At 55.5% G+C, this 20,334-nt stretch carries 20 protein-coding genes; 12 read left to right on the top strand and 8 right to left on the bottom strand.

What is annotated here, in order from left to right:
- The first annotated feature begins 16 nt into the window (after nt 1–16).
- From flhB to NYE92_RS05145, 3 genes are read left to right on the top strand one after another with little or no spacing between them, the layout of a single operon-like run.
- Complete coding sequence (gene flhB / locus NYE92_RS05155) at nt 17–1,168, top strand: flagellar biosynthesis protein FlhB (protein WP_014605661.1); 1,152 nt, start codon at nt 17–19, stop codon at nt 1,166–1,168.
- On the top strand, nt 1,161–3,254 hold the full coding sequence (flhA, locus tag NYE92_RS05150; protein WP_014593902.1) for a flagellar biosynthesis protein FlhA: 2,094 nt from the start codon (nt 1,161–1,163) through the stop codon (nt 3,252–3,254). Before flhB ends, flhA begins: the two co-directional genes overlap by 8 nt.
- Nucleotides 3,251–3,643, top strand: coding sequence for a flagellar protein FlhE (locus NYE92_RS05145; protein ID WP_014593901.1), 393 nt, complete (start codon nt 3,251–3,253; stop codon nt 3,641–3,643). The genes flhA and NYE92_RS05145 overlap by 4 nt, the downstream gene beginning before the upstream one ends.
- A gap of 95 nt (nt 3,644–3,738) precedes the next feature.
- Here the strand turns inward: NYE92_RS05145 and aqpZ are convergent, their stop codons facing one another.
- A complete protein-coding gene (gene aqpZ, locus NYE92_RS05140; protein WP_029570110.1) occupies nt 3,739–4,434 on the bottom strand; it encodes an aquaporin Z in 696 nt (231 codons plus the stop codon).
- Nucleotides 4,435–4,738: 304 nt separating this feature from the next.
- Nucleotides 4,739–6,469 (bottom strand): arginine--tRNA ligase, encoded by a 1,731-nt coding sequence (gene argS / locus NYE92_RS05135; protein WP_014605664.1) that lies wholly within the window; start codon nt 6,467–6,469, stop codon nt 4,739–4,741.
- A gap of 628 nt (nt 6,470–7,097) precedes the next feature.
- Between argS and NYE92_RS05130 the strand changes: the two genes are divergently transcribed.
- Nucleotides 7,098–7,658 carry a VOC family protein gene (locus NYE92_RS05130; protein ID WP_013026094.1) on the top strand — a complete coding sequence of 187 codons (561 nt, stop codon included), beginning with the start codon at nt 7,098–7,100 and terminating at the stop codon, nt 7,656–7,658.
- On the opposite strand, the gene NYE92_RS05125 is transcribed toward NYE92_RS05130, so the two are convergent.
- On the bottom strand, nt 7,655–8,797 hold the full coding sequence (locus tag NYE92_RS05125; RefSeq protein ID WP_024472100.1) for a MalY/PatB family protein: 1,143 nt from the start codon (nt 8,795–8,797) through the stop codon (nt 7,655–7,657). The genes NYE92_RS05130 and NYE92_RS05125 overlap by 4 nt on opposite strands.
- Nucleotides 8,798–8,883: 86 nt before the next feature.
- Here NYE92_RS05125 and cutC point away from each other — a divergent pair, with 86 nt between their 5' ends.
- Nucleotides 8,884–9,636: a copper homeostasis protein CutC gene (gene cutC, locus NYE92_RS05120; RefSeq protein ID WP_014593898.1), complete on the top strand. Its 753-nt coding sequence runs from the start codon at nt 8,884–8,886 to the stop codon at nt 9,634–9,636.
- A 242-nt stretch (nt 9,637–9,878) separates the two neighbouring features.
- Nucleotides 9,879–10,724: a hypothetical protein gene (locus tag NYE92_RS05115; protein WP_014593897.1), complete on the top strand. Its 846-nt coding sequence runs from the start codon at nt 9,879–9,881 to the stop codon at nt 10,722–10,724.
- 3 nt (nt 10,725–10,727) lie between these two features.
- Here NYE92_RS05115 and NYE92_RS05110 read toward each other — a convergent pair whose 3' ends face one another.
- Nucleotides 10,728–11,822 carry a glycerol dehydrogenase gene (locus tag NYE92_RS05110; protein ID WP_014605667.1) on the bottom strand — a complete coding sequence of 365 codons (1,095 nt, stop codon included), beginning with the start codon at nt 11,820–11,822 and terminating at the stop codon, nt 10,728–10,730.
- A gap of 146 nt (nt 11,823–11,968) precedes the next feature.
- Between NYE92_RS05110 and NYE92_RS05105 the strand changes: the two genes are divergently transcribed.
- Entirely contained in the window at nt 11,969–12,592 is a 624-nt protein-coding gene (locus NYE92_RS05105; protein ID WP_033770444.1) for a LysE family translocator, read from the top strand.
- Nucleotides 12,593–12,595: 3 nt separating this feature from the next.
- On the opposite strand, the gene cmoB is transcribed toward NYE92_RS05105, so the two are convergent.
- From cmoB to NYE92_RS05085, 4 genes are all read right to left on the bottom strand, one after another.
- On the bottom strand, nt 12,596–13,564 hold the full coding sequence (cmoB, locus tag NYE92_RS05100) for a tRNA 5-methoxyuridine(34)/uridine 5-oxyacetic acid(34) synthase CmoB (RefSeq protein ID WP_014593894.1): 969 nt from the start codon (nt 13,562–13,564) through the stop codon (nt 12,596–12,598).
- Nucleotides 13,561–14,289, bottom strand: a complete 729-nt coding sequence (gene cmoA / locus NYE92_RS05095; RefSeq protein WP_014605669.1) for a carboxy-S-adenosyl-L-methionine synthase CmoA — start codon at nt 14,287–14,289, stop codon at nt 13,561–13,563. Before cmoA ends, cmoB begins: the two co-directional genes overlap by 4 nt.
- Before the next feature lie 79 nt (nt 14,290–14,368).
- Nucleotides 14,369–14,764, bottom strand: a complete 396-nt coding sequence (locus NYE92_RS05090) for an MAPEG family protein (protein ID WP_014605670.1) — start codon at nt 14,762–14,764, stop codon at nt 14,369–14,371.
- Between the two features lie 54 nt (nt 14,765–14,818).
- Nucleotides 14,819–15,640 (bottom strand): DUF72 domain-containing protein, encoded by an 822-nt coding sequence (locus NYE92_RS05085; RefSeq protein ID WP_014605671.1) that lies wholly within the window; start codon nt 15,638–15,640, stop codon nt 14,819–14,821.
- A gap of 220 nt (nt 15,641–15,860) precedes the next feature.
- Here NYE92_RS05085 and aspS point away from each other — a divergent pair, with 220 nt between their 5' ends.
- The 5 genes from aspS (at nt 15,861) to ruvA (ending at nt 20,328) form a co-directional block, all read left to right on the top strand.
- A complete protein-coding gene (gene aspS / locus NYE92_RS05080) occupies nt 15,861–17,639 on the top strand; it encodes an aspartate--tRNA ligase (RefSeq protein ID WP_259018663.1) in 1,779 nt (592 codons plus the stop codon).
- On the top strand, nt 17,639–18,070 hold the full coding sequence (gene nudB / locus NYE92_RS05075) for a dihydroneopterin triphosphate diphosphatase (RefSeq protein WP_013026082.1): 432 nt from the start codon (nt 17,639–17,641) through the stop codon (nt 18,068–18,070). The genes aspS and nudB overlap by 1 nt, the downstream gene beginning before the upstream one ends.
- A gap of 239 nt (nt 18,071–18,309) precedes the next feature.
- Nucleotides 18,310–19,053 carry a YebC/PmpR family DNA-binding transcriptional regulator gene (locus NYE92_RS05070; RefSeq protein ID WP_013026080.1) on the top strand — a complete coding sequence of 248 codons (744 nt, stop codon included), beginning with the start codon at nt 18,310–18,312 and terminating at the stop codon, nt 19,051–19,053.
- Nucleotides 19,054–19,089: 36 nt separating this feature from the next.
- Nucleotides 19,090–19,617, top strand: coding sequence for a crossover junction endodeoxyribonuclease RuvC (ruvC, locus tag NYE92_RS05065; protein ID WP_259018661.1), 528 nt, complete (start codon nt 19,090–19,092; stop codon nt 19,615–19,617).
- A gap of 96 nt (nt 19,618–19,713) precedes the next feature.
- On the top strand, nt 19,714–20,328 hold the full coding sequence (gene ruvA, locus NYE92_RS05060; RefSeq protein WP_013026078.1) for a Holliday junction branch migration protein RuvA: 615 nt from the start codon (nt 19,714–19,716) through the stop codon (nt 20,326–20,328).
- The last annotated feature ends 6 nt before the right edge of the window (nt 20,329–20,334 follow it).

Raw genomic sequence — 20,334 nt, 5'->3', positions numbered from 1 at the left:
CCAACCGAGGTTTGTGGTGTCAGAAAATAGCGACGAAGAAAAAACAGAATCGCCCACGGCCCACCGACTTGAGAAAGCACGTGAAGAAGGCCAGATTCCGCGTTCGCGCGAGTTGACCTCATTACTGATGCTGTTAGCCGGCATCATGATTTTATGGGTCGGCGGTGCCATGATGGCCCACCGGCTGGCCGCGATGGTGTCAACCGGATTACGATTTGACCATGCCATGGTGACCGATGACAAAATCATCATTGCGCATGTGGGCAATCTGATTATGCAGGCCATTGCGGCGCTGCTCCCGCTGCTGGGCGGGCTGGTTCTGGTCGCGATTGCCTCGCCAATGCTGCTGGGCGGCGTGGTGATCAGTGGAAAATCCATTAAGGTCGATTTTGGCAAACTGAACCCGCTGTCTGGTTTAAAGCGTATGTTTGCCGCTCAGGCCTGGACCGAACTGTTTAAAGGCATCCTGAAGACTATTCTGGTCGGTTGTGTTGCAGGCTGGTACGTCTGGAGCCATTGGCCCGATATGCTGCGTCTGATTGCCGAATCACCGACAACGGCACTGATTCACGGCATGGATATGATTGCCATCTGCTGCTCGCTGGTCATGCTCGGGTTGATCCCCATGGTGGGGTATGACGTTTTCTGGCAACTGTACAGCCATTTTAAAAAGCTGCGCATGTCGCGTCAGGAAATTCGTGATGAACATAAACAGCAAGAGGGTGATCCGCACGTGAAAGGGCGCATCCGCCAGCAGATGCGCGCAGCCGCCCGACGTCGCATGATGGCCGATGTTCCCAAAGCCGATGTTATCGTCACCAACCCAACGCACTACTCGGTTGCCTTGCAATATAACGAGAAAAAGATGAGCGCGCCGAAGGTCATCGCCAAGGGCGCAGGGGATATTGCCTTACGCATTCGTGAACTGGGCGCGGAACACCGTATTCCGGTTCTGGAAGCGCCGCCACTGGCGCGTGCGCTGTACCGACATACTGAAATTGGACAACACATTCCGGGTGCGCTCTATGGCGCCGTCGCGGAAGTGCTGGCCTGGGTCTGGCAGCTACGTCGCTGGAAGCGCGAAGGCGGCCTGATCCCGGTAAAACCTAAAGACCTGCCGGTCCCGGCAGAGATGGACTTTGCAGGAGAGAACACAAACGATGGCTAATCTGGCCGCTAAATTACGCCTACCGGGCAACTTCAAAGATATGCAGTGGCAGGTGCTTGCTGGCCCGGTACTGATCATCATGATTTTATCGATGATGGTTCTGCCGTTACCGCCATTCATCCTTGATCTGTTGTTCACCTTCAACATCGCCTTGTCGATCATGGTGCTGCTGGTGGCGATGTTTACCCAGCGCACGCTGGAGTTTGCGGCGTTTCCAACCATCCTGCTGTTTTCGACCTTGCTGCGCCTGGCGCTTAACGTTGCCTCAACCCGTATCATTTTACTGGACGGCCACACCGGGGCCGCCGCCGCCGGACGGGTGGTGGAAGCCTTTGGCCACTTCCTGGTCGGGGGCAACTTTGCCATCGGTATTGTGGTGTTTATCATCCTGGTGATTATCAACTTTATGGTTATCACCAAAGGTGCTGGCCGTATCGCTGAAGTGGGCGCGCGCTTTGTTCTTGACGGGATGCCCGGTAAGCAGATGGCCATCGACGCCGACCTGAATGCCGGTCTGATCGGTGAAGATGAAGCGAAACGCCGCCGTGCTGAAGTCACCCAGGAAGCCGACTTCTACGGTTCAATGGACGGTGCCAGTAAGTTCGTACGTGGTGATGCCATCGCCGGCATTTTGATCATGGTAATCAACGTGATTGGCGGGCTGTTGGTCGGTATCGTGCAGCACGGCATGGATGCAGGACATGCGGCAGAAACCTATACGTTGCTGACTATCGGTGATGGTCTGGTTGCTCAGATCCCGGCGCTGGTTATCTCGACTGCGGCGGGTGTTATTGTGACGCGCGTGGCAACCGATCAGGACGTCGGCGAGCAGATGGTTGGCCAGCTGTTTAAAGATCCTCGCGTACTGATGCTGAGCGGCGGCGTAATCGGTTTGCTGGGCCTGGTGCCGGGCATGCCGAACTTCGTTTTCCTGCTGTTTACGGCGGCCTTACTGGGGCTGGCATGGTGGTTACGCGGCCGCGAAATGCAGCCGAAAAAGAGTGTCGAATCACCCAGCAGCCTCACCAAATCTATGGAAACACCCGCATCGGCCGAGGCGTCCTGGACCGATGTTCAGCTGGAAGATACCCTGGGAATGGAAGTGGGCTATCGCCTGATTCCGATGGTCGATCATAATCAAAACGGTGAACTGCTGGGGCGTATCCGCAGTATCCGTAAGAAGGTGGCGCAGGACGTCGGCTTCCTGCCACCGGTGGTGCATATCCGTGACAATATGGAATTACCGCCGGCCCGCTATCGCATTTTGATGAAGGGCGTAGAAATTGGCAGTGGTGACGCGTATCCGGGGCGCTGGATGGCGATTAACCCCGGCACCGCAGCGGGCACCTTGCCGGGTGAAGCCACCGTCGATCCGGCGTTTGGCCTGGCGGCCGTGTGGATTGATGGCGCGCTGAAAGAGCAGGCCCAGATCCAGGGCTTTACCGTGGTCGAAGCCAGTACGGTGGTGGCAACCCATCTTAATCATCTGATAGGTCAGTATGCCAGCGAGCTGTTTGGTCGCCAGGAGGCGCAACAGCTGCTAGATCGCGTCTCGTCTGAAATGCCTAAACTGACTGAAGATCTGGTGCCGGGCGTCATTACCCTGACAACCCTGCATAAAGTGCTGCAAAACCTGCTGGTGGAGCGCGTCTCTATTCGCGACATGCGCACCATCATTGAAACGCTGGCAGAGCACGCGCCGGTTCAAAGCGATCCGCAGGAGTTGACCAGCGTGGTGCGTGTCGCGTTGGGTCGTGCAATCACCCAACAATGGTTCCCGGGCAACGGTGAAGTTCAGGTTATTGGCCTGGATGCTACGCTGGAACGCCTGTTACTGCAGGCTCTGCAGGGCGGTGGTGGGCTGGAGCCGGGCCTTGCCGATCGTCTGCTGGCCCAGACGCAGGAAGCCTTACAGCGTCAGGAGATGATGGGCGCGCCGCCGGTCTTACTGGTAAACCATCCATTACGTGCGTTACTGGCGCGCTTCCTGCGTCGCAACATGCCGCAGCTGGTGGTGCTGTCCAACATGGAATTAAGCGACAATCGTCAGATTCGCATGACCGCCACCATCGGAGGCAAACAATGAGATCGATGATGCTGTTTGCACTGCTCCTGCCGCTGTTTGCCCAGGCCACTGACGGCGCCTGGAGCGCCAGCGCGGCGGGCCCGCTGATGGCCAATCGTGGTAGCTGGCAATCCTCACAGCCCTTAACGCCGCCGGGCGACGTAAAAGGGGCAATGACCGTGGTGAACTGGCGCTATCAGCTCACCCGGCCTGCGCCATCGGGCCTGCAGGTCCGGCTTTGTGCGGCGCAGCGCTGTACCGAACTGGACGGTGCCAACGGCGCGACGCGGGGTCTGACCGGCGTGACCGCGGATGAAACATTGCATATGGTGTTTGGTTTCGCTGGAAGCGGCAGCTTACCGCCCGGGCTGAAAGTGGTCAGCACAGACGTGACGGTTAATTACCAGTAAGCCTGATTATTCCATTGTTAAGACAGACCGGCAGCGATCGTGCAGGCGTGCACGATCGCTGCCGGTCTGCATAATGAAGCCATTTTCGCATTGAATCAGTCTGTGCTTCGCAGCAGAAAACGAGAGATCAACCCGCCCGCCACACCGCCCACCATCGGCACCAGCCAGAACACCCACAGCTGCTGCAAGGCCCAGGTTCCCTGGAACAGCGCCATCGCCGTACTGCGCGCCGGGTTTACCGACGTATTGGTCACGGGGATGCTAATTAAATGAATAAGTGTTAAGGCCAGGCCAATGGCGATGGGCGCGAAACCCGCAGGCGCGCGTTTATCGGTCGCCCCCTGAATAATGATCAGGAAAAAGGCGCTGAGTAGCAGTTCAGTGACCACTGCGGCACAAAGGCTGTAGCCCCCGGGAGAGTGTTCGCCAAAGCCGTTAGCCGCGAACCCGCTGGTGGTGGCATCAAAATCAGACTGACCACTTGCAATCACATACAGCACGGCCGCCGCCGCGATACCGCCCGCGACCTGCATAATGATATAGGGCAAAATAGCCTGATATCCGATACGGCCGCCCGCCCATAAACCCAGCGTGACGGCAGGATTAAAATGGCCGCCCGAAAGATGACCCACAGCAAAAGCCATCGTCAGCACGGCAAGGCCGAAAGCCAGAGCCACTCCGGCAAAGCCAATCCCGGTTTGCGGAAAGGTTGCCGCCAGCAGGGCGCTTCCACAACCCGCCAAGACTAACCAGAATGTGCCGATGAATTCGGCAAACGCTTTTTTAATCATCAACTTAGTTTCCTTTCTCGTTAACAGGTCAAGACCTGATGAAATGCGGGCTTATAGTAGAGCGCGCGCATCAGAAAGGAATAACCCCATGATCTTACGCAGATAAACAGGACATTATGGCGGCATAGGCCAGTTTGTCCGTTGCTATGCATCATGATGTCTGGTTTTCAGGCGATAGCGGGCCGATTCATATCGTGGGCAGAGCAGGCGGCGAAAACAGCGGTCGCGGAAATCATGACGCGGCGGCGGGGAAGGCAGGGAAGGCAGGCGCCGGGCCACGGTGGGCACTCAGCGCCTGAAGAGGTTACATGCGATCGACGGTTTTGATACCCAGCGTGTCCAGCCCCAGTTTCAGGGTTTTGGCGGTCAGGGCAGCAATCTGTAACCGGCTCTGACGGGTCGCTTCATCTTCGGCCGCCAGAATCGGGCAATGCTCGTAGAAGCCGGAGAACAGGCCAGCCACGTCATAGAGGTACGCACACATCACATGCGGCGTGCCGTCACGGGCAACCTGAGTAATGACTTCTTCAAACTGCAGTAGGCGTGTAGCCAGCAGGGCTTCACGATCGTCCGTCAGGGTGATGTCGGCCTGAATCGCGTCGGCTTCAATACCGGCCTTACGGAATACCGACAGGACACGCGTGTAAGCGTACTGCATATAAGGCGCGGTGTTACCTTCAAACGCCAGCATGTTGTCCCAGTCAAAGATATAATCCGTGGTGCGGCTCTTTGACAGATCGGCATATTTTACAGCGCTGACGCCGACGACTTCCGCAAGTGCACGCCGCTCTTCTTCGCTCATCTCCGGGTTTTTTTCGCTGACCAGCGAGTAAGCACGATCGTAAGCTTCATCCAGTAGATCCGAAAGTTTGATGGTGCCGCCGCTGCGGGTCTTAAACGGACGACCGTCTTTACCCAGCATCATGCCAAATGCATGGTGCTCAAGCGGCACAGATTCAGGCACATAACCGGCTTTACGCACGATGGTCCACGCCTGCTGTAAATGCTGATGCTGGCGCGAGTCGATGTAGTAAATCACCCGATCGGCATGCAGCGTTTCGTAGCGGTATTTGGCGCAGGCAATATCGGTAGTGGTGTAAAGATAGCCGCCGTCTTTCTTCTGAATGATGACGCCCATAGGCTCACCTTCTTTATTCTGGTATTCATCCAGAAAGACCACGGTCGCACCTTCGCTCTCTACGGCTAACCCTTTCGCTTTCAGGTCGGCAACTATACCCGGCAGCATGTCGTTGTAAAGGCTCTCGCCCATGACATCTTTGCGGGTCAGCGTGACGTTAAGGCGGTCATAGATATGCTGGTTCTGGCTCATGGTGATATCAACCAGCTTTTTCCACATCTGACGGCAGTAGTCATCGCCGCCTTGTAACTTCACCACGTAGCGACGTGCGCGCTCAGCAAATTCCGGATCTTCATCGTAGGTGCGCTTGGCTTCACGGTAAAACCCTTCTAAGTCAGCCAGCGCCATTTCGGCATGGTTTTCGTTCTGCTGTTTCTCAAGGAAAGCTATCAGCATACCGAACTGCGTTCCCCAGTCGCCAACGTGGTTGGCACGGATGACGTTATGGCCCAGAAACGCCAGAGTGCGGACAGCGGCATCACCAATAATGGTGGAGCGGACGTGGCCGACGTGCATTTCTTTCGCGACGTTCGGGGCAGAGTAATCTACGACGATAGTCTGAGGTTCAACGCGGGCGACGCCGAGTCGCGGATGCTGCAGGGCATTCCTGGCATGTTCTGCCAGCCAGCCACGATCGAGAAAGATGTTAATAAACCCGGGTCCGGCAATCTCAACCTTGCTGGCAATACCGGTAAGATCCAGATGTTGAATAACAGTTTCAGCTAATTGTCGCGGCGCCTGGCCCAGTTTTTTAGCCACGGCCATGATGCCGTTTGCCTGATAATCACCAAACTGAACTTTGGCCGACTGGCGAACCTGAGGTTCGCAATCGGAGGGAGCACCAGCCAGCACCATAGCCTGACTGACTTTTGCGGAAAGAAGCGCCTGAATATTCACCGGGTTACCTTACATATGCTAAGAAAAGCACGCTGACAGCGCAGCGCGCTTCATCCTCATTCTGCCGGAGGCGATAACCAGAGTCATCACCAGGCAGAACGGAAAAAAATGAGGGGAAAAGTATACGTGAATTGTCAGCTTGAGTCAGTAACTGGATAAACGCGGAGAAACAGAGCTGAGAATGTTCCCAAAGGATTAGCGGCGGCGCGCGCGGCGCGCATTTTTAACGCTTTTGTCTTCTCGCACCTTCCAGTGGCGCGCAAGGGCAAATCCCATCAGTGCGATCAATGTTGCCACTACGATGAGCATAGTCATAAAAACTTTCCTTATAATGGTATTGATGCAAATTTATAAGAAAGGTGACGCGGCTGCAATCATGTTGGCGCTAAATGGAAATTGTCTTATGGCATTAATTAACGTCAATTTAAACAGATGGTTAGGTGGTTTTTGTCAACTTAAGGGTGGATCTAAAAAGAAGATAAGTCTGAATTGAAAGCGTAATTTATCTGCTTTAATGGAAAAGAATCACGTAAATAAGATGAATCTCACCATTATGTCGTTTAGGATTTAATGCTAACAATGAGTTACGATATTTAAGTCTGTAAATTTTAGAGGGGCAGAGGCAACCGTGAGCACCACCTTTCCATCAGAACTGGACGATTTACGCGAAGATTTGGCCGCTTTCGAACAACGGTTACAAAGTTTTTCACAGCGACTCGGATTAGATAATGCCGGACTCGATGTCGATCATGTCGCGGTTCGCTGTCACCAGAACACCACCGCCGAACGTTGGCAGCAGGGTCTGGCGAAAATGGGCCAGCAATTTTCGGCAGCGATGATCAATGGTCGTCCTGTCTGCCTGTTCAAACTGCATCAGCCGCTCCAGATTGCCGGCTGGCATATCGACGTGGTGGAGTTACCCTGGCCCGGCGAGAAACGCTATCGCCATGAAGGCTGGGAGCATGTGGAAGTGGTATTAAGGGGCGAGCCAGAAACGCTTGGGATGCGGGCAATGGCGTTGCTGTCCGACCATGCACTGTCCCAACCCGGTATTTCGTTCAAGACCAGCTCGCCAAAAGGGGAAAATGAACGTTTGCCTAATCCTACCCTCGCAGTAACCGACGGGGAAACCACGATAAAGTTTCACCCGTGGAGCCTCGAAGAGATCGTGGCCAGTGAGCAGTCTTAACCCAGGGCGTCAACCGCGCGTTTAAGCCGCTTTGCCGCTTCTTCCAGCAGCGCGCGTGGGCAACCGAAGTTGATACGCACGAAACGATCATCGCCAAAATCGCGACCCGGTGAGAAACCCAGCCCGTACTTTTCAAAATAGAGTGCCGGGCTGGCAACCGGCAATGCGCTGGCATCAATCCAGCCAAGATAGCTGCCTTCTGGTGACACCATCGAGAGTCCGGGGAGCGCATTGACCTGTTCAACCAGCCAGTCACGATTACCGCGCAGATAGTCCAGCTGTGCATCAAGCCAGTCATCATTGTCGCGCCAGGCAACCTCTGCGGCCACCAGTGCCAGAATATCAACCGAGGGAACGATGCCCTGGCGGACGGCGTTGAAACGTTCACGCAGTACCGGGTCAGGGATGATGGCGACGGATGCGCCCAGGCCGGCGATGTTAAAGGTTTTCGAGGGCGAAAGCAGCGTGACGCTGCGCCGGGCGGCATCGTCGCTCAGGGAGGCGAACGGGATGTGTTGCAGGCCCTCTGTTAACAGCAGGTCGCAATGGATTTCGTCAGAACAGACAATCAGGTCGTGCTGCTGGGCAAACGCCAGTTGGGCCTCCAGCTCTTCCCGGCGATAAACCGTACCGCCAGGATTCTGGGGATTGCACAGCATCAACAGCTTTTTGTCCTGCATTTTCCCTTCGGCCGCGCTCAGGTCCATGACCCAGCGCCCGTCCTGTAATATTAATGGCAGACTCAGCTGGTCGCGTTCCGCCAGTTTAGCGGCAGAGCGAAAAGGGGGATAAATCGGTAAGGGTGCCACGGTACCTTGCGGTGGCTGAGTAAAGGCGCGGACCGACAGATTTAAGCCGCAGACAACGCCGGGCAAGACAACAACCCATTCGGGATCGACCTGCCAGTGATAACGTGATGCACAGCGGGCGATAAGGGCCGCAATCAACCCCTGGGGCTTATCGCCATAGCCGAAAACGCCGTGGTCAACGCGGGCTTTAATGGCTTCAATGATACGCTCAGGCGATCGGAAATCCGTATCGGCGACCCACAGTGGCAGAATATCCTGACCCGCATATTTGTGCCATTTAAGACTATCACTGTGACGGCGGTCTATCCGTTGGTCAAAATTGAATGTCATAGTTAGTTTTCCACGTAAACTGTTCTAAGGGATAAGCGTACCTGACGAATTTGGCGTGAACAGGAAGCCATGTAAAGGAGAAGACAATGACGACACTGGAAATTTGTTGCTATGGGGTGGATTGTGCATTAACCGCCCAGCAGGCGGGAGCCGATCGCATAGAGCTTTGCGCCGCGCCGCGTGAAGGCGGGCTGACGCCTTCTGCAGGCATGCTGGAGGTCGCCCGTCGTGACATTTCAGTTCCGGTGCATCCTATTGTTCGCCCTCGCGGTGGCGACTTTTGCTATTCCAGCCGTGAATTTGAAACGATGAAGTCAGACGTGGCGCGTATCCGTGAGCTGGGTTTTCCCGGCATCGTTCTGGGCATGCTGGATGAAGATGCCAATATCCATGCCAGTCAGATGCGACAAATCATGGCCCTGTGCGACGGGATGGCGGTGACTTTTCACCGCGCCTTCGATCTGTGCCATCGGCCCAAGCGTTCGCTTGATGTGCTGACGGATTTTGGCGTCAGGCGCATCCTGACATCTGGCCAGCAACAAAGCGCGGAAAACGGAATTGCATTATTGAGGGAACTTAATGAATACAGCGCAGGTCCAATCATTATGGCCGGTGCTGGCGTTCGCCTCAGCAACCTGCAAAAGTTTCTGGATGCGGATATTCGCGAGGTACACAGCTCGGCCAGCCACCTTGTGGCATCCCCGATGCGCTACCGTAAAGTGGGTGTTTCCATGTGTTCCGAAGCCGAAATTGATGAGTTCAGCCGCTACTGCGTCGATGGCGATGTCGTTGAGGCAATGAAAAGTGTGATGCAAATGAATACCGCCCGGGTGGCTTGACTCATGACCAGTTTTGCCGCGCAGCACGCCGATTGATGACGTGATGTTTGCAAGTACCAAACCCCAGTAAATTTGCTGGGGTATTTTTTGCCCAAAATTCCTTCAGCGCCCTTTATCGTCGTGCCCGCGAGGCTGAATTCAGTCGCTGCTGGCGCTGAGAGAAGAATTCCGCTTTCCATCATCCGTCGGTTCCTGCTATTTAGGGTAAACTGTTTACGACATTGACGTCCGAGGTGCACACCATGCGATGCGTTCTGCTGTCCGCTGTGATTACGTTATTCTCCTTTCCCGCCGCCTGGGCCGCAGCCTCATGTCAGCCATACAGTAAAGCGGTGACCAACAGCAATAACTGGATCCTGCTGGGCGGCAGTGCCAAAGGTCAGGTGCGTCAGGTGATCGCCGGCGAGTTTGGTAAAGACGTCAACTCACAGAAACGGGTACTGGGGCAGTTTGATCGCTGTGGCGATCTGCTGGTGGCGGACATCAGCTATGACAAAAATGAGCGTAACGTCATCCTGAGCATGGAACAGCACCTGGTTCGGGTTCAGGACGGCTGGGTTGCGGAATATGCCTATCTGGTTAAAGTCATCAAGCAGGGCAGTGAAGTGGTGGTCGATAACCGTCAGGGCACCATTCAGTGGCAGAAGGGCAAAAACGGCAACATCATCAGCGCATCGGATAAATTTATCAGCATGGGTAAAGACGGGTTTACGGATACGACTTACCGTTATGATAAACGTTTCCACTTACTAAAAAGTATTGCGCGAGGTACCGATCCCGTCAGCAACGGGGAATACCGTTATGAGTGGAATCCACAAGGCCTGGTCACCCGTTCGACCTCTGCCCGCCGCAAAGATACCTACACCTATGATAACCAGTGGCGGGAACGGCGCCTGAATGGCACCGCAACGACAGACGTCAGCACATTGCGCACCGTGGATGAATGCCAGTTCTGGGATGAGAAGGGCAACTGCACGCTGAGTTATCTGAATGAAACGGAAGTGTTCGAGAAAGGGACGATTCAACGCCACCTCAGCGCAGTCTATAAATACCAGTACTGGGATAAACCCGCTGAGGTGACGGAATAGCCGTTATTTTACCGTTTGACTGAACGCATCCAGCCCCAGCAGCGCATGGGCAATTTGCTCCGGTGCCAGGTTGGGGTTAAGGTTTTTCAGCGTATCGCCTTCACTGTTTGCCAGTGCGCCTATTTTCACCAGATTTTCCCAGCTTTCGCCCTCCAGATGCATCTCTTTCAGGGTGGTGGGCATCTTGATCGAGCGATAGAAACGGATGTAGCGTGCGATCTCCTCGTCCGGACGCTGCTCCAGCACCATCTGGGTTAAGGTACCGTAGGCCACTTTCTCGCCGTGGGTGAGATGATGGATATCGCCTTCAATAGCAGTAAAACCATTGTGAATGGCGTGCGCAGCTGCCAGGCCGGCATTTTCGAATCCCAGGCCCGACAGCAAGGTATTCGCTTCCACCACCGCTTCCACCGCCGGCGTCACGCGTTTTTCCGAAACGGCAACATAGGCACTGTAACCCCAGGTCAGCAGGGTTTCCTCACAGGCACGGGCGATGGCCAGCCCGGCAATGGTCGGATCGCCATTGACCATCGATTTGGCATGGCTGCGGGCCACCGCCTGGGCTTCCACCCAGGTTGCGAGGCCATCCGCAATGCCCGAGGCAAACAGGCGGGCAGGCGCGGCGGCACAGACGGCGGTATCCACCAGCACCAGATCGGGGTTCTTATTGTAGAAGCGGTAGCTCTCAAACACGCCGCTGTCAGAATAGATAACGGAGAGTGCGCTACAGGGCGCATCGGTAGAGGCAATCGTGGGAACGATCACCACCGGTTGTTGGATCTCATCAGCCACTGCCTTAACGGTATCCAGCGTTTTACCGCCGCCTAGCCCGATGACCACGTTGCAGTTCTGCTGTTGCGCCTGCTGGCTCAACCGGGTGATTTCATTACTGGACGCCTCGCCGTTGAACTGCTGGCGCACCACGTTCACGCCCGCCTTTGTGAGCGTGGCCTGAGCCCGTTCACCAATCAGTCCCCAGACGACATCGTCCGCGACCACAAAAGCCTGAGTACCCAGTTCGGTGACGTAGCTCCCCAGTTCATCGAGTACGCCTGCACCTTGCACATATTTGCGCGGTGACGAGAAAATAAATTTCATAAACGTTGCTCCTGATTGCATAAATCATGGCCGTGACCGGCCCGTTGATAAAGCCCTTAAAAGGGTAGCAGCTAATGGGGTTTTGCTGGCTGTACAGACAAAAAACCGCTTGTTATTGTGAGCGGATGTTTACCGGGGATACGCTTATGACGGCTTCGTTGCTCTCTTTCCTGCTGGCTATTATTATTTTGACCCTGACGCCGGGCTTTGATACGGCGTTGATCCTGCGATCGGCCGCCGCACAGGGCTGGCAGCGTGCCAGTGCCACGGCGCTGGGCGTGGCAACCGGCTGTTTGCTCTGGGGCATTGCGGTAGGGCTGGGATTAGGCGCGCTGCTGCTGGCGTCGGAGATGGCTTATAACCTGCTGAAGTGGGCTGGCGCCGCTTACCTCCTCTATCTGGGCATTAAGCTGCTGTGGCATCCGCGCGCCCAAAGCGTGTCAATGCATGCCGAGGCCGCGGCTCAGCAACGTCATCTTGCCTGCTTCACGCGTGGATTATTGGGGAATCTGCTGAATCCCAAGGTGGGCGTTTTCTATGTGACTTTTTTGCCCCAGTTCATTCCGCAGGGCGCCTCTGTCCCGATCTGGTGCAGCCTGATGGCGTTGACGCATATGCTGGTGGGGTTGGCCTGGAGCACGGTGCTGATCGGCAGCAGCCACTATTTTGCTGAGCAGTTAAAACGGCCACGAATAGTCAAAATCATGGACCGTTTAACGGGCTGCGTCTTTATTGGTTTTGCGGCGAAACTGGCGCTGTCTCGCCGCTGAGGATCAGGGTTTGGTGGCAACCAGAACGGCGCGCAGCGGTGCGGGATAACCTTCAACGGTTTTGCTGCTGTCGTCGGGATCCAGAAACTCGGCCAGTGATTCACTGGTCATCCAACTGGTACGACGTTGCTCTTCCGTCGAGGTCAGGGCAAAGTCGACAATGCGCACGTTAACAAAGCCACACTTCTCCAGCCAGCTTTTCAGCGCCTCGGCAGAGGGAATAAAATAGACGTTGCGCATCTGCGCATAGCGTTCGCCCGGCACCAGCACCTGGTTCACATCGCCTTCGATCACCAGCGTTTCCAGTACCAGCTCGCCGCCGCTGACCAGCTGATTTTTTAGCTGAAGGAGGTGGTCAAGGGGGGAACGGCGATGATACAGCACGCCCATCGAAAAGACCGTGTCGAACGCCTGGAGCGCCGGCAGTTGTTCAATGCCCAGCGGCAGTAAATGGGCGCGACGGTCATCATTCAACAGCTTACGCACGGCTTCGAACTGGCATAAAAACAGCTGCATGGGATCGATACCGACAACCAGATGCGCACCCGCACCGATCATCCGCCACATGTGGTAGCCGCTGCCGCAGCCGACATCCAGCACGGTTCGTCCGGCCAGCGAGGAAATATGAGGCAGCACGCGCTCCCATTTCCAGTCAGAACGCCATTCGGTGTTAATCTCCGTTCCGTACAGGGAATAAGGGCCTTTGCGCCACGGCATCAAATTGCGTAGTAGTTTCTCAATGCCCTGACGATGACGATCGCTGATGTCATCCCGATCGGCGCTTACGCTGTTCAGCAGGTCCAGCCGCTGGGGTTCCAGCAGCGGTAAGTATTCCAGCGACTTGTACCAGTCACGGAAGTGCCCGTGCAGATTCTCCCGCTGCCAGTCGCTAATCTGTGCAGGCAGCACGTCAAGCCATTTTGCCAGGGGGCCAACGGCGATTTGCTGATAAAAACGGCCAAAGTCGATCATTTTAATGCCACCAACGAACCAAAATTAAAGCACTGAAACCATAATTCAGCGTGCGAAAAGCCCGCCTGCTTAAGACGAGCCTTATGCGCTTCCACACTGTCGGTCAGCATGACGTTTTCCAGCATGCTGCGCTTCTGGCTAATCTCCAGTTCGCTGTAGCCGTTGGCGCGCTTAAAGTCATGATGCATGTTAAACAGCAGTTCGCCGACGTCACGATCTTCAAAGCTGAACTTCTCCGAGAGGACCAGGGCTCCGCCGGGATTCAGCCCCTGCCAGATTTTACTGAGCAGCGTAAGACGGGCAGGCGGCTCAAGAAACTGCAGGGTGAAATTGAGCACCACCAGAGAGGCATTTTCAATCTCAATGTCACAGATGTCCGCTTCCACCACGGTAACCGGCGTGTCGGCGCGAAAGGCATTGATATGGCGGCGGCAGCGTTCGACCATGGCCGGAGAGTTGTCTACGGCGATAATCTGGCAGCCTGGCACGTGAATATTACGACGCACCGAAAGTGTGGCGGCACCGAGTGAGCAGCCCAGGTCAAACACCTGGCTGTTGGGCTGGACGAAGCGTTCTGCCAGCATGCCAATCATCGAAATGATATTGGAATAGCCGGGCACCGAGCGCTGAATCATGTCGGGAAACACTTCAGCGACACGTTCGTCAAAGGTCCAGTCGCCCAGTTTTTCAATGGGCGCAGAAAAGAGTTGATCGCGATCAGACATATCGAAAATCCGAAGAGACGGCGGAAAGGGCGCTATTCTGGCAGAAACTGCCGCGGCCTGCACCCTTTAAGCCGCAACATTAATGCAGGCTGAGCACCAGTTGCCAGGGGAGATAGATGAGGTTAAAAATCACCATTCCACTCAGGCCAAACAAGGTCAGCATCATACCGTATTTGCGTCCACTCATCACGTCTTTACGCAGGCCATAAGCATGCAAAAAACGGCCAACAAAAAACACGATGCCCGTCAGGTGAACCATCCAGACATCCGCCCCGTTCATCTCAAGCGTGATCAGCAGCAACAGCGCCAGGGGAATGGTTTCAACGGCATTGCCATGAATGCGGATGGCCCTGTTCAGGTCGTGATGACCGCCATCCCCAAAAGCAACATGATGTTGACGCCGAAAGCGGACGACATTGAGGGTGAACTTCATTATCAGTAACGCACCGATAACCACATATAACGCGCTAATCATCATTGTTTCCTTTTTTATTCATATCACCAGAGGGGGCGAGGCTGCCCATCGCTATCAGAATAGCGAATCCTGTTGCGGCCAGTCAGGTCCGGGACCGATGCTGGCATCAATTTTTTGTAATGCCGGCCAGAGCGCCTGCACCAGCGGAAACACCTGTCCCATATCGGGCGTGTGGATAAACACCAGAGGGTCACTTTGCGTGTGCCATTCGGCCAGCTTGGCCAGCCAGATTTGAAACAGTGGCAGGCTTTCTTCCAGGTTGTCGCTGCCGACAAAACGGATCATGGGGCGCGACCCGGTTAACAGTGCATGCGGCGGAACGCGAGGCTTTTGCTGGCGGGCGTGAAGTGCCGCCGGGCTTTGCGAGGTTGAGGCATGAACCGGACGGCTGTCCAGCACCACACGATTGACGCCGCGCTGCAGCAGGCCGCGATTCAGCGCGCGCTCAGCCTCGCCTTTGGCAAAAAAGGCGGCATGGCGGACTTCGACGCCGTAGGAGAAATGGGTGGGCAGGCTGTCCAGAAAGCGCCAGAGATCGTTCAGTTGCGCAGGGGAAAAGCTGGCGGGCAGCTGTAGCCAGTACTGACCCATGCGGTCGGCGAGCGGTGCCATCAGGCGAAAAAAATCCGTTACTAAGTCGTCGGTATTTTGCAGGGCGGCCTGATGGCTGATGCTGCTGGGAAATTTAAAACAGAAACGAAACTGGTCATGGGTCATATCCCGCCAGCGCAGGACCGTTTCCGCATCAGGCAGCGCATACAATGTGGTATTGCCTTCCACCGTGCCGAAATAACGCGCATAGTCAGCCAGGGTTTCGATTCCCCATCGCTTCCAGTGCGCGTGATGCCATTGTGGCAAACCAATACGAAGTGTCACGCCTGATTCCCGCCTTTGAGTGTGATGGTAATTATCCTGTAAGGCAGTATATTGACGCAAACAGGTGAAAAGCGAACAGGAAATGCCGCGCTTTAACGTGGCTCCACTTATCCTGTTTGCCTTTTTCCATTATAATAGCGGCCTTTTTTGCGACAGCACCCTACAAGGTGACGCGGCCTGGTGCTGTCAGCTGCAGCGGCGAAGTTAAAAGGATAGTGTTATGCGTACAGAGTATTGTGGACAGCTCAATCTGTCTCATGTAGGTCAGCAAGTCACGCTTTGCGGCTGGGTCAACCGTCGTCGCGATCTGGGAAGCCTGATTTTTATCGATATGCGTGACCGTGAAGGCATCGCACAGGTTTTTTTCGATGCCGATCATCAAGACGCTTTCCAACTGGCATCTGAACTGCGTAACGAATTCTGTATCCAGATTACCGGCACCGTGCGTGCCCGTGACGAAAAAAACAGAAACAGCGACATGGCCACGGGTGACGTAGAAGTCTTTGCCCACGCGCTGAACATCATCAATCGTGCTGAACCACTGCCTTTGGATTCTAACCAGACCAACAGCGAAGAAGCACGTCTGAAGTACCGTTATCTGGATCTGCGCCGCCCTGAAATGGTTGAGCGCTTAAAGACTCGCGCTAAGATCACCAGTTTTGTCCGTCGTTTTATGGATGACACTGGCTTCCTGGATATCGAAACGCCGATGCTGACGAAAGCCACCCCGGAAGGCGCGCGCGATTACCTGGTGCCGAGCCGCGTGCACAAAGGCAAATTTTATGCGCTGCCTCAGTCACCGCAGCTGTTTAAACAGTTGCTCATGATGTCGGGTTTCGATCGCTATTATCAGATTGTTAAATGTTTCCGTGATGAAGACCTACGCGCAGACCGTCAGCCCGAATTTACGCAGATCGATGTGGAAACTTCCTTCCTGACCGCACCTCAGGTGCGTGAAATTATGGAGCGCATGATTCGCGAACTCTGGCAGAGCGTGAAGGGCGTGGATCTGGGTGAGTTTCCGCAGATGACCTTTGCCGAAGCCATGCATCGCTACGGTTCAGACAAACCCGACCTGCGTAATCCCATGGAGCTGGTGGACGTGGGCGACCTGCTGAAAACCGTTGAGTTCCAGGTATTTTCTGGCCCGGCTAACGACGAGAAAGGCCGTGTTGCCGCGCTGCGTGTTCCCGGCGGCGCGCAGCTGAGCCGTAAGCAGATTGATGAATACGGCAAATTTGTTGAGATTTACGGTGCCAAAGGCCTGGCCTGGATGAAGGTAAACGAACGTGCGAAGGGCCTGGAGGGCGTACAGAGCCCGGTAGCGAAATTCCTTAATGCCGATATCGTTGAAACCCTCCTCAGCCGCACGAGCGCGCAGGATGGGGATATCATCTTCTTTGGTGCCGACCGTGCCAAAGTGGTGGCCGATGCGCTGGGCGCACTGCGCCTGAAAGTGGGACGTGACCTGCAAATCACCGACGACAAAGCCTGGGCGCCGCTATGGGTTGTCGACTTCCCGATGTTTGAAGAAGATGACGAAGGTGGGCTGGCTGCCATGCACCATCCGTTTACGGCACCGAAAGAGATGAGTGCGGAACAGCTGGCAGCCGATCCAACCCAGGCCGTAGCGAATGCTTACGACATGGTGATCAACGGTTATGAAGTCGGCGGCGGATCTGTGCGTATCCACAACGGAAACATGCAGCAGACCGTGTTTAGCATTCTGGGCATTGAAGAGCATGAACAGCGTGAGAAGTTCGGCTTCCTGCTGGATGCACTGAAGTACGGCACGCCGCCGCATGCAGGCCTGGCGTTTGGTCTGGATCGCCTGACGATGCTGTTAACCGGTACCGACAATATTCGTGACGTTATCGCGTTCCCGAAAACCACGGCAGCGGCCTGCATGATGACGGAAGCGCCAAGCGAAGCGAATCCGGCGTCACTGCTTGAGTTAGGCATTCAGGTCGTCAAGAAAGACAAGTCTGAGACGAAGTAATGCCGTATAAACATCCGGTTTCTGTGTTAGTGGTGATTGTGGCGCAGGACAGTGGCCGGGTGTTAATGCTGCAGCGCCGTGACGACCCGGATTTCTGGCAATCGGTCACCGGCAGCCTGGAAGCGGATGAGTGTCCGCTGCAGGCGGCCGAGCGAGAAGTCGGTGAGGAGCTGGGGATTGATGTAAAGGCCGAGCAGCTAACGATTGAAGACTGTCAGCGTGAAATCGACTTTGAGATTTTCCCGCACTATCGTCATCGTTATGCGCCGGGCACGACGCACAACCGTGAACACTGGTTCAGGCTGGCCTTGCCTACAGAGCGTGATCTGTTGCTCACCGAGCATCTTGCCGCGCGCTGGCTCGATCCCGCCGCCGCCGCTGCCCTCACGAAATCCTGGAGTAATCGCCAGGCGATTGAAGAATTTATCTGAATGCTCGCCGCTGCGCGTTTTTCCCGTGGCGAAGGCATTAGGTTTTATGAATCGGGTGGGTTTTCAATGAACGCACCGAACAATATCGACAGTCAGGCATAATCGGCGCCGCGAGGGTGTCTACCGCCAGCGCACCGCAACGGATCGTACTTCTGTACGTGGGAATTGCGGGCACGGCCGCAGGACACGTTCGCACGTAAGATAGCCTGCACCCAGTAAAAGATCGGAGAAAATGCAACATGGCTGGACACAGTAAATGGGCGAATACCAAGCACCGTAAGGCCGCTCAGGACGCCAAGCGCGGTAAAATCTTTACGAAGATCATTCGTGAGCTGGTCACGGCTGCCAAACTGGGCGGCGGCGATCCGGGCTCCAACCCGCGCCTGCGTGCGGCAATGGATAAAGCGCTGTCTAATAACATGACGCGCGATACCATGAACCGTGCCATTGCACGCGGCGTAGGTGGCGAAGATGACTCCAATATGGAAACCATCATTTATGAAGGTTACGGTCCGGGCGGATCGGCCATCATGATTGAGTGCCTGAGCGACAACCGCAACCGTACCGTGGGCGAAGTGCGTCACGCCTTCACCAAAACGGGCGGCAACCTGGGTACCGATGGCTCCGTCGCCTATCTGTTCAGCAAAAAAGGCGTAATCTCCTTCGCACCCGGTCATGACGAAGATGCGGTGATGGAAGCGGCGCTGGAAGCGGGCGCAGAAGACGTGGTCGGTTACGATGACGGCGCGATTGACGTGTTTACCGCATGGGAAGAGATGGGCACGGTGCGCGATGCGCTGGAAGCGGCGGGCTTTAAAGCCGACTCCGCGGAAGTGGCCATGATCCCCTCGACCAAAGCCGAAATGGATGCGGAAACCGCGCCTAAACTGCTGCGCCTGATCGATATGCTGGAAGACTGTGACGACGTGCAGGAGGTTTACCATAACGGCGAAATCTCCGACGAGGTGGCGGAAACGCTTTAATGCTGTACCGCTGCACGCTCAGGCTGGAGACGCGTCATGTCGATTATTTTAGGGATTGACCCTGGCTCACGCTTGACCGGTTATGGGGTGATTCGTCAGACTGGCCGCCAGCTCACTTATCTGGGCAGCGGCTGTATTCGTACCAACACAACAGAGTTACCTGCGCGTCTGAAGCTGATCTATGCCGGAGTATGCGAAATCATTACGCAGTTCTCGCCGGATTTTTTTGCTATCGAGCAGGTGTTTATGGCGAAGAATGCCGATTCTGCCCTGAAACTGGGGCAGGCGCGGGGGGCCGCGATTGTGGCGGCGGTTAACCATGATCTGCCGGTGTTTGAATATGCCGCGCGCCAGGTCAAGCAAACGGTCGTTGGCACCGGTGGCGCAGAAAAAAGTCAGGTGCAACACATGGTGAAATCGCTGCTGAAACTGGCGGCGAATCCCCAGGCCGATGCCGCCGATGCGCTGGCTATCGCCATCACGCACTGTCACGTGGCCCAAAACGCGGCGCGCATGAGTGACAGCAAGCTGGTGCTGACCCGCGGCCGGTTGCGTCAGAGTTAACAACCCTTACGTCGTCATCGCTATCAGGCTGGATATTCATCCAGCCTTTTTTATGGTATAAATTCCGCCACATACTTTGGATAAGGAAGGCTTCAGGTGATTGGTCGTTTACGGGGCATTATTCTGGAAAAGCAGCCACCGCTGGTGCTGCTGGAGGCGCACGGTGTCGGCTATGAAGTCCATATGCCAATGACCTGTTTTTATGAGCTGCCCGATCTTAATCACGAGGCGGTGATCTTTACTCAGTTTGTGGTGCGCGAAGATGCACAGTTGCTGTTTGGCTTTAACAGCAAGCAGGAACGAGCACTGTTCCGCGAGTTGATTAAAGTCAATGGCGTTGGGCCTAAGCTGGCGCTGGCCATTCTGTCGGGCATGTCGGCACAGCAGTTTGTGACGGCGGTTGAAAAGGAAGAGATCGCCGCGCTGGTTAAACTGCCGGGCGTGGGCAAGAAAACCGCTGAACGTCTGGTGGTGGAAATGAAAGACCGCTTTAAAGGCATGCATGGCGATCTGTTTGGCGGCGATTCGGCCTTTACGCTGACCACGCCGGGCCCGGAGCCAGAGACCAACGATGCAGAATCGGAAGCGGTTGCAGCGCTGGTGTCGCTGGGGTATAAACCGCAGGAAGCGAGCCGCATGATCAGCAAAGTTGGCCGTCCTGACGCGGATTGCGAAACGTTGATCCGTGAAGCGCTCCGCGCCGCTATTTGAGGTAAT

The sequence above is a fragment of the Pantoea sp. B566 genome (assembly GCF_024793925.1).
Lineage (GTDB): Bacteria > Pseudomonadota > Gammaproteobacteria > Enterobacterales > Enterobacteriaceae > Pantoea > Pantoea ananatis.
The sequence above is the reverse complement of the archived record's forward strand: the minus strand, read 5'-3'. Positions and strand labels throughout refer to the sequence as shown.

Coding starts and splice junctions, on each gene's coding strand:
- flhA (WP_014593902.1), top strand. CDS start 1,161: ATGGCTAATCTGGCCGCTAAATTACGCCTACCGGGCAACTTCAAAGAT.
- NYE92_RS05145 (WP_014593901.1), top strand. CDS start 3,251: ATGAGATCGATGATGCTGTTTGCACTGCTCCTGCCGCTGTTTGCCCAG.
- aqpZ (WP_029570110.1), bottom strand. CDS start 4,434: ATGATTAAAAAAGCGTTTGCCGAATTCATCGGCACATTCTGGTTAGTC.
- NYE92_RS05125 (WP_024472100.1), bottom strand. CDS start 8,797: ATGACATTCAATTTTGACCAACGGATAGACCGCCGTCACAGTGATAGT.
- cutC (WP_014593898.1), top strand. CDS start 8,884: ATGACGACACTGGAAATTTGTTGCTATGGGGTGGATTGTGCATTAACC.
- NYE92_RS05115 (WP_014593897.1), top strand. CDS start 9,879: ATGCGATGCGTTCTGCTGTCCGCTGTGATTACGTTATTCTCCTTTCCC.
- NYE92_RS05110 (WP_014605667.1), bottom strand. CDS start 11,822: ATGAAATTTATTTTCTCGTCACCGCGCAAATATGTGCAAGGTGCAGGC.
- NYE92_RS05105 (WP_033770444.1), top strand. CDS start 11,969: ATGACGGCTTCGTTGCTCTCTTTCCTGCTGGCTATTATTATTTTGACC.
- cmoB (WP_014593894.1), bottom strand. CDS start 13,564: ATGATCGACTTTGGCCGTTTTTATCAGCAAATCGCCGTTGGCCCCCTG.
- cmoA (WP_014605669.1), bottom strand. CDS start 14,289: ATGTCTGATCGCGATCAACTCTTTTCTGCGCCCATTGAAAAACTGGGC.
- NYE92_RS05090 (WP_014605670.1), bottom strand. CDS start 14,764: ATGATTAGCGCGTTATATGTGGTTATCGGTGCGTTACTGATAATGAAG.
- aspS (WP_259018663.1), top strand. CDS start 15,861: ATGCGTACAGAGTATTGTGGACAGCTCAATCTGTCTCATGTAGGTCAG.
- nudB (WP_013026082.1), top strand. CDS start 17,639: ATGCCGTATAAACATCCGGTTTCTGTGTTAGTGGTGATTGTGGCGCAG.
- NYE92_RS05070 (WP_013026080.1), top strand. CDS start 18,310: ATGGCTGGACACAGTAAATGGGCGAATACCAAGCACCGTAAGGCCGCT.
- ruvC (WP_259018661.1), top strand. CDS start 19,090: ATGTCGATTATTTTAGGGATTGACCCTGGCTCACGCTTGACCGGTTAT.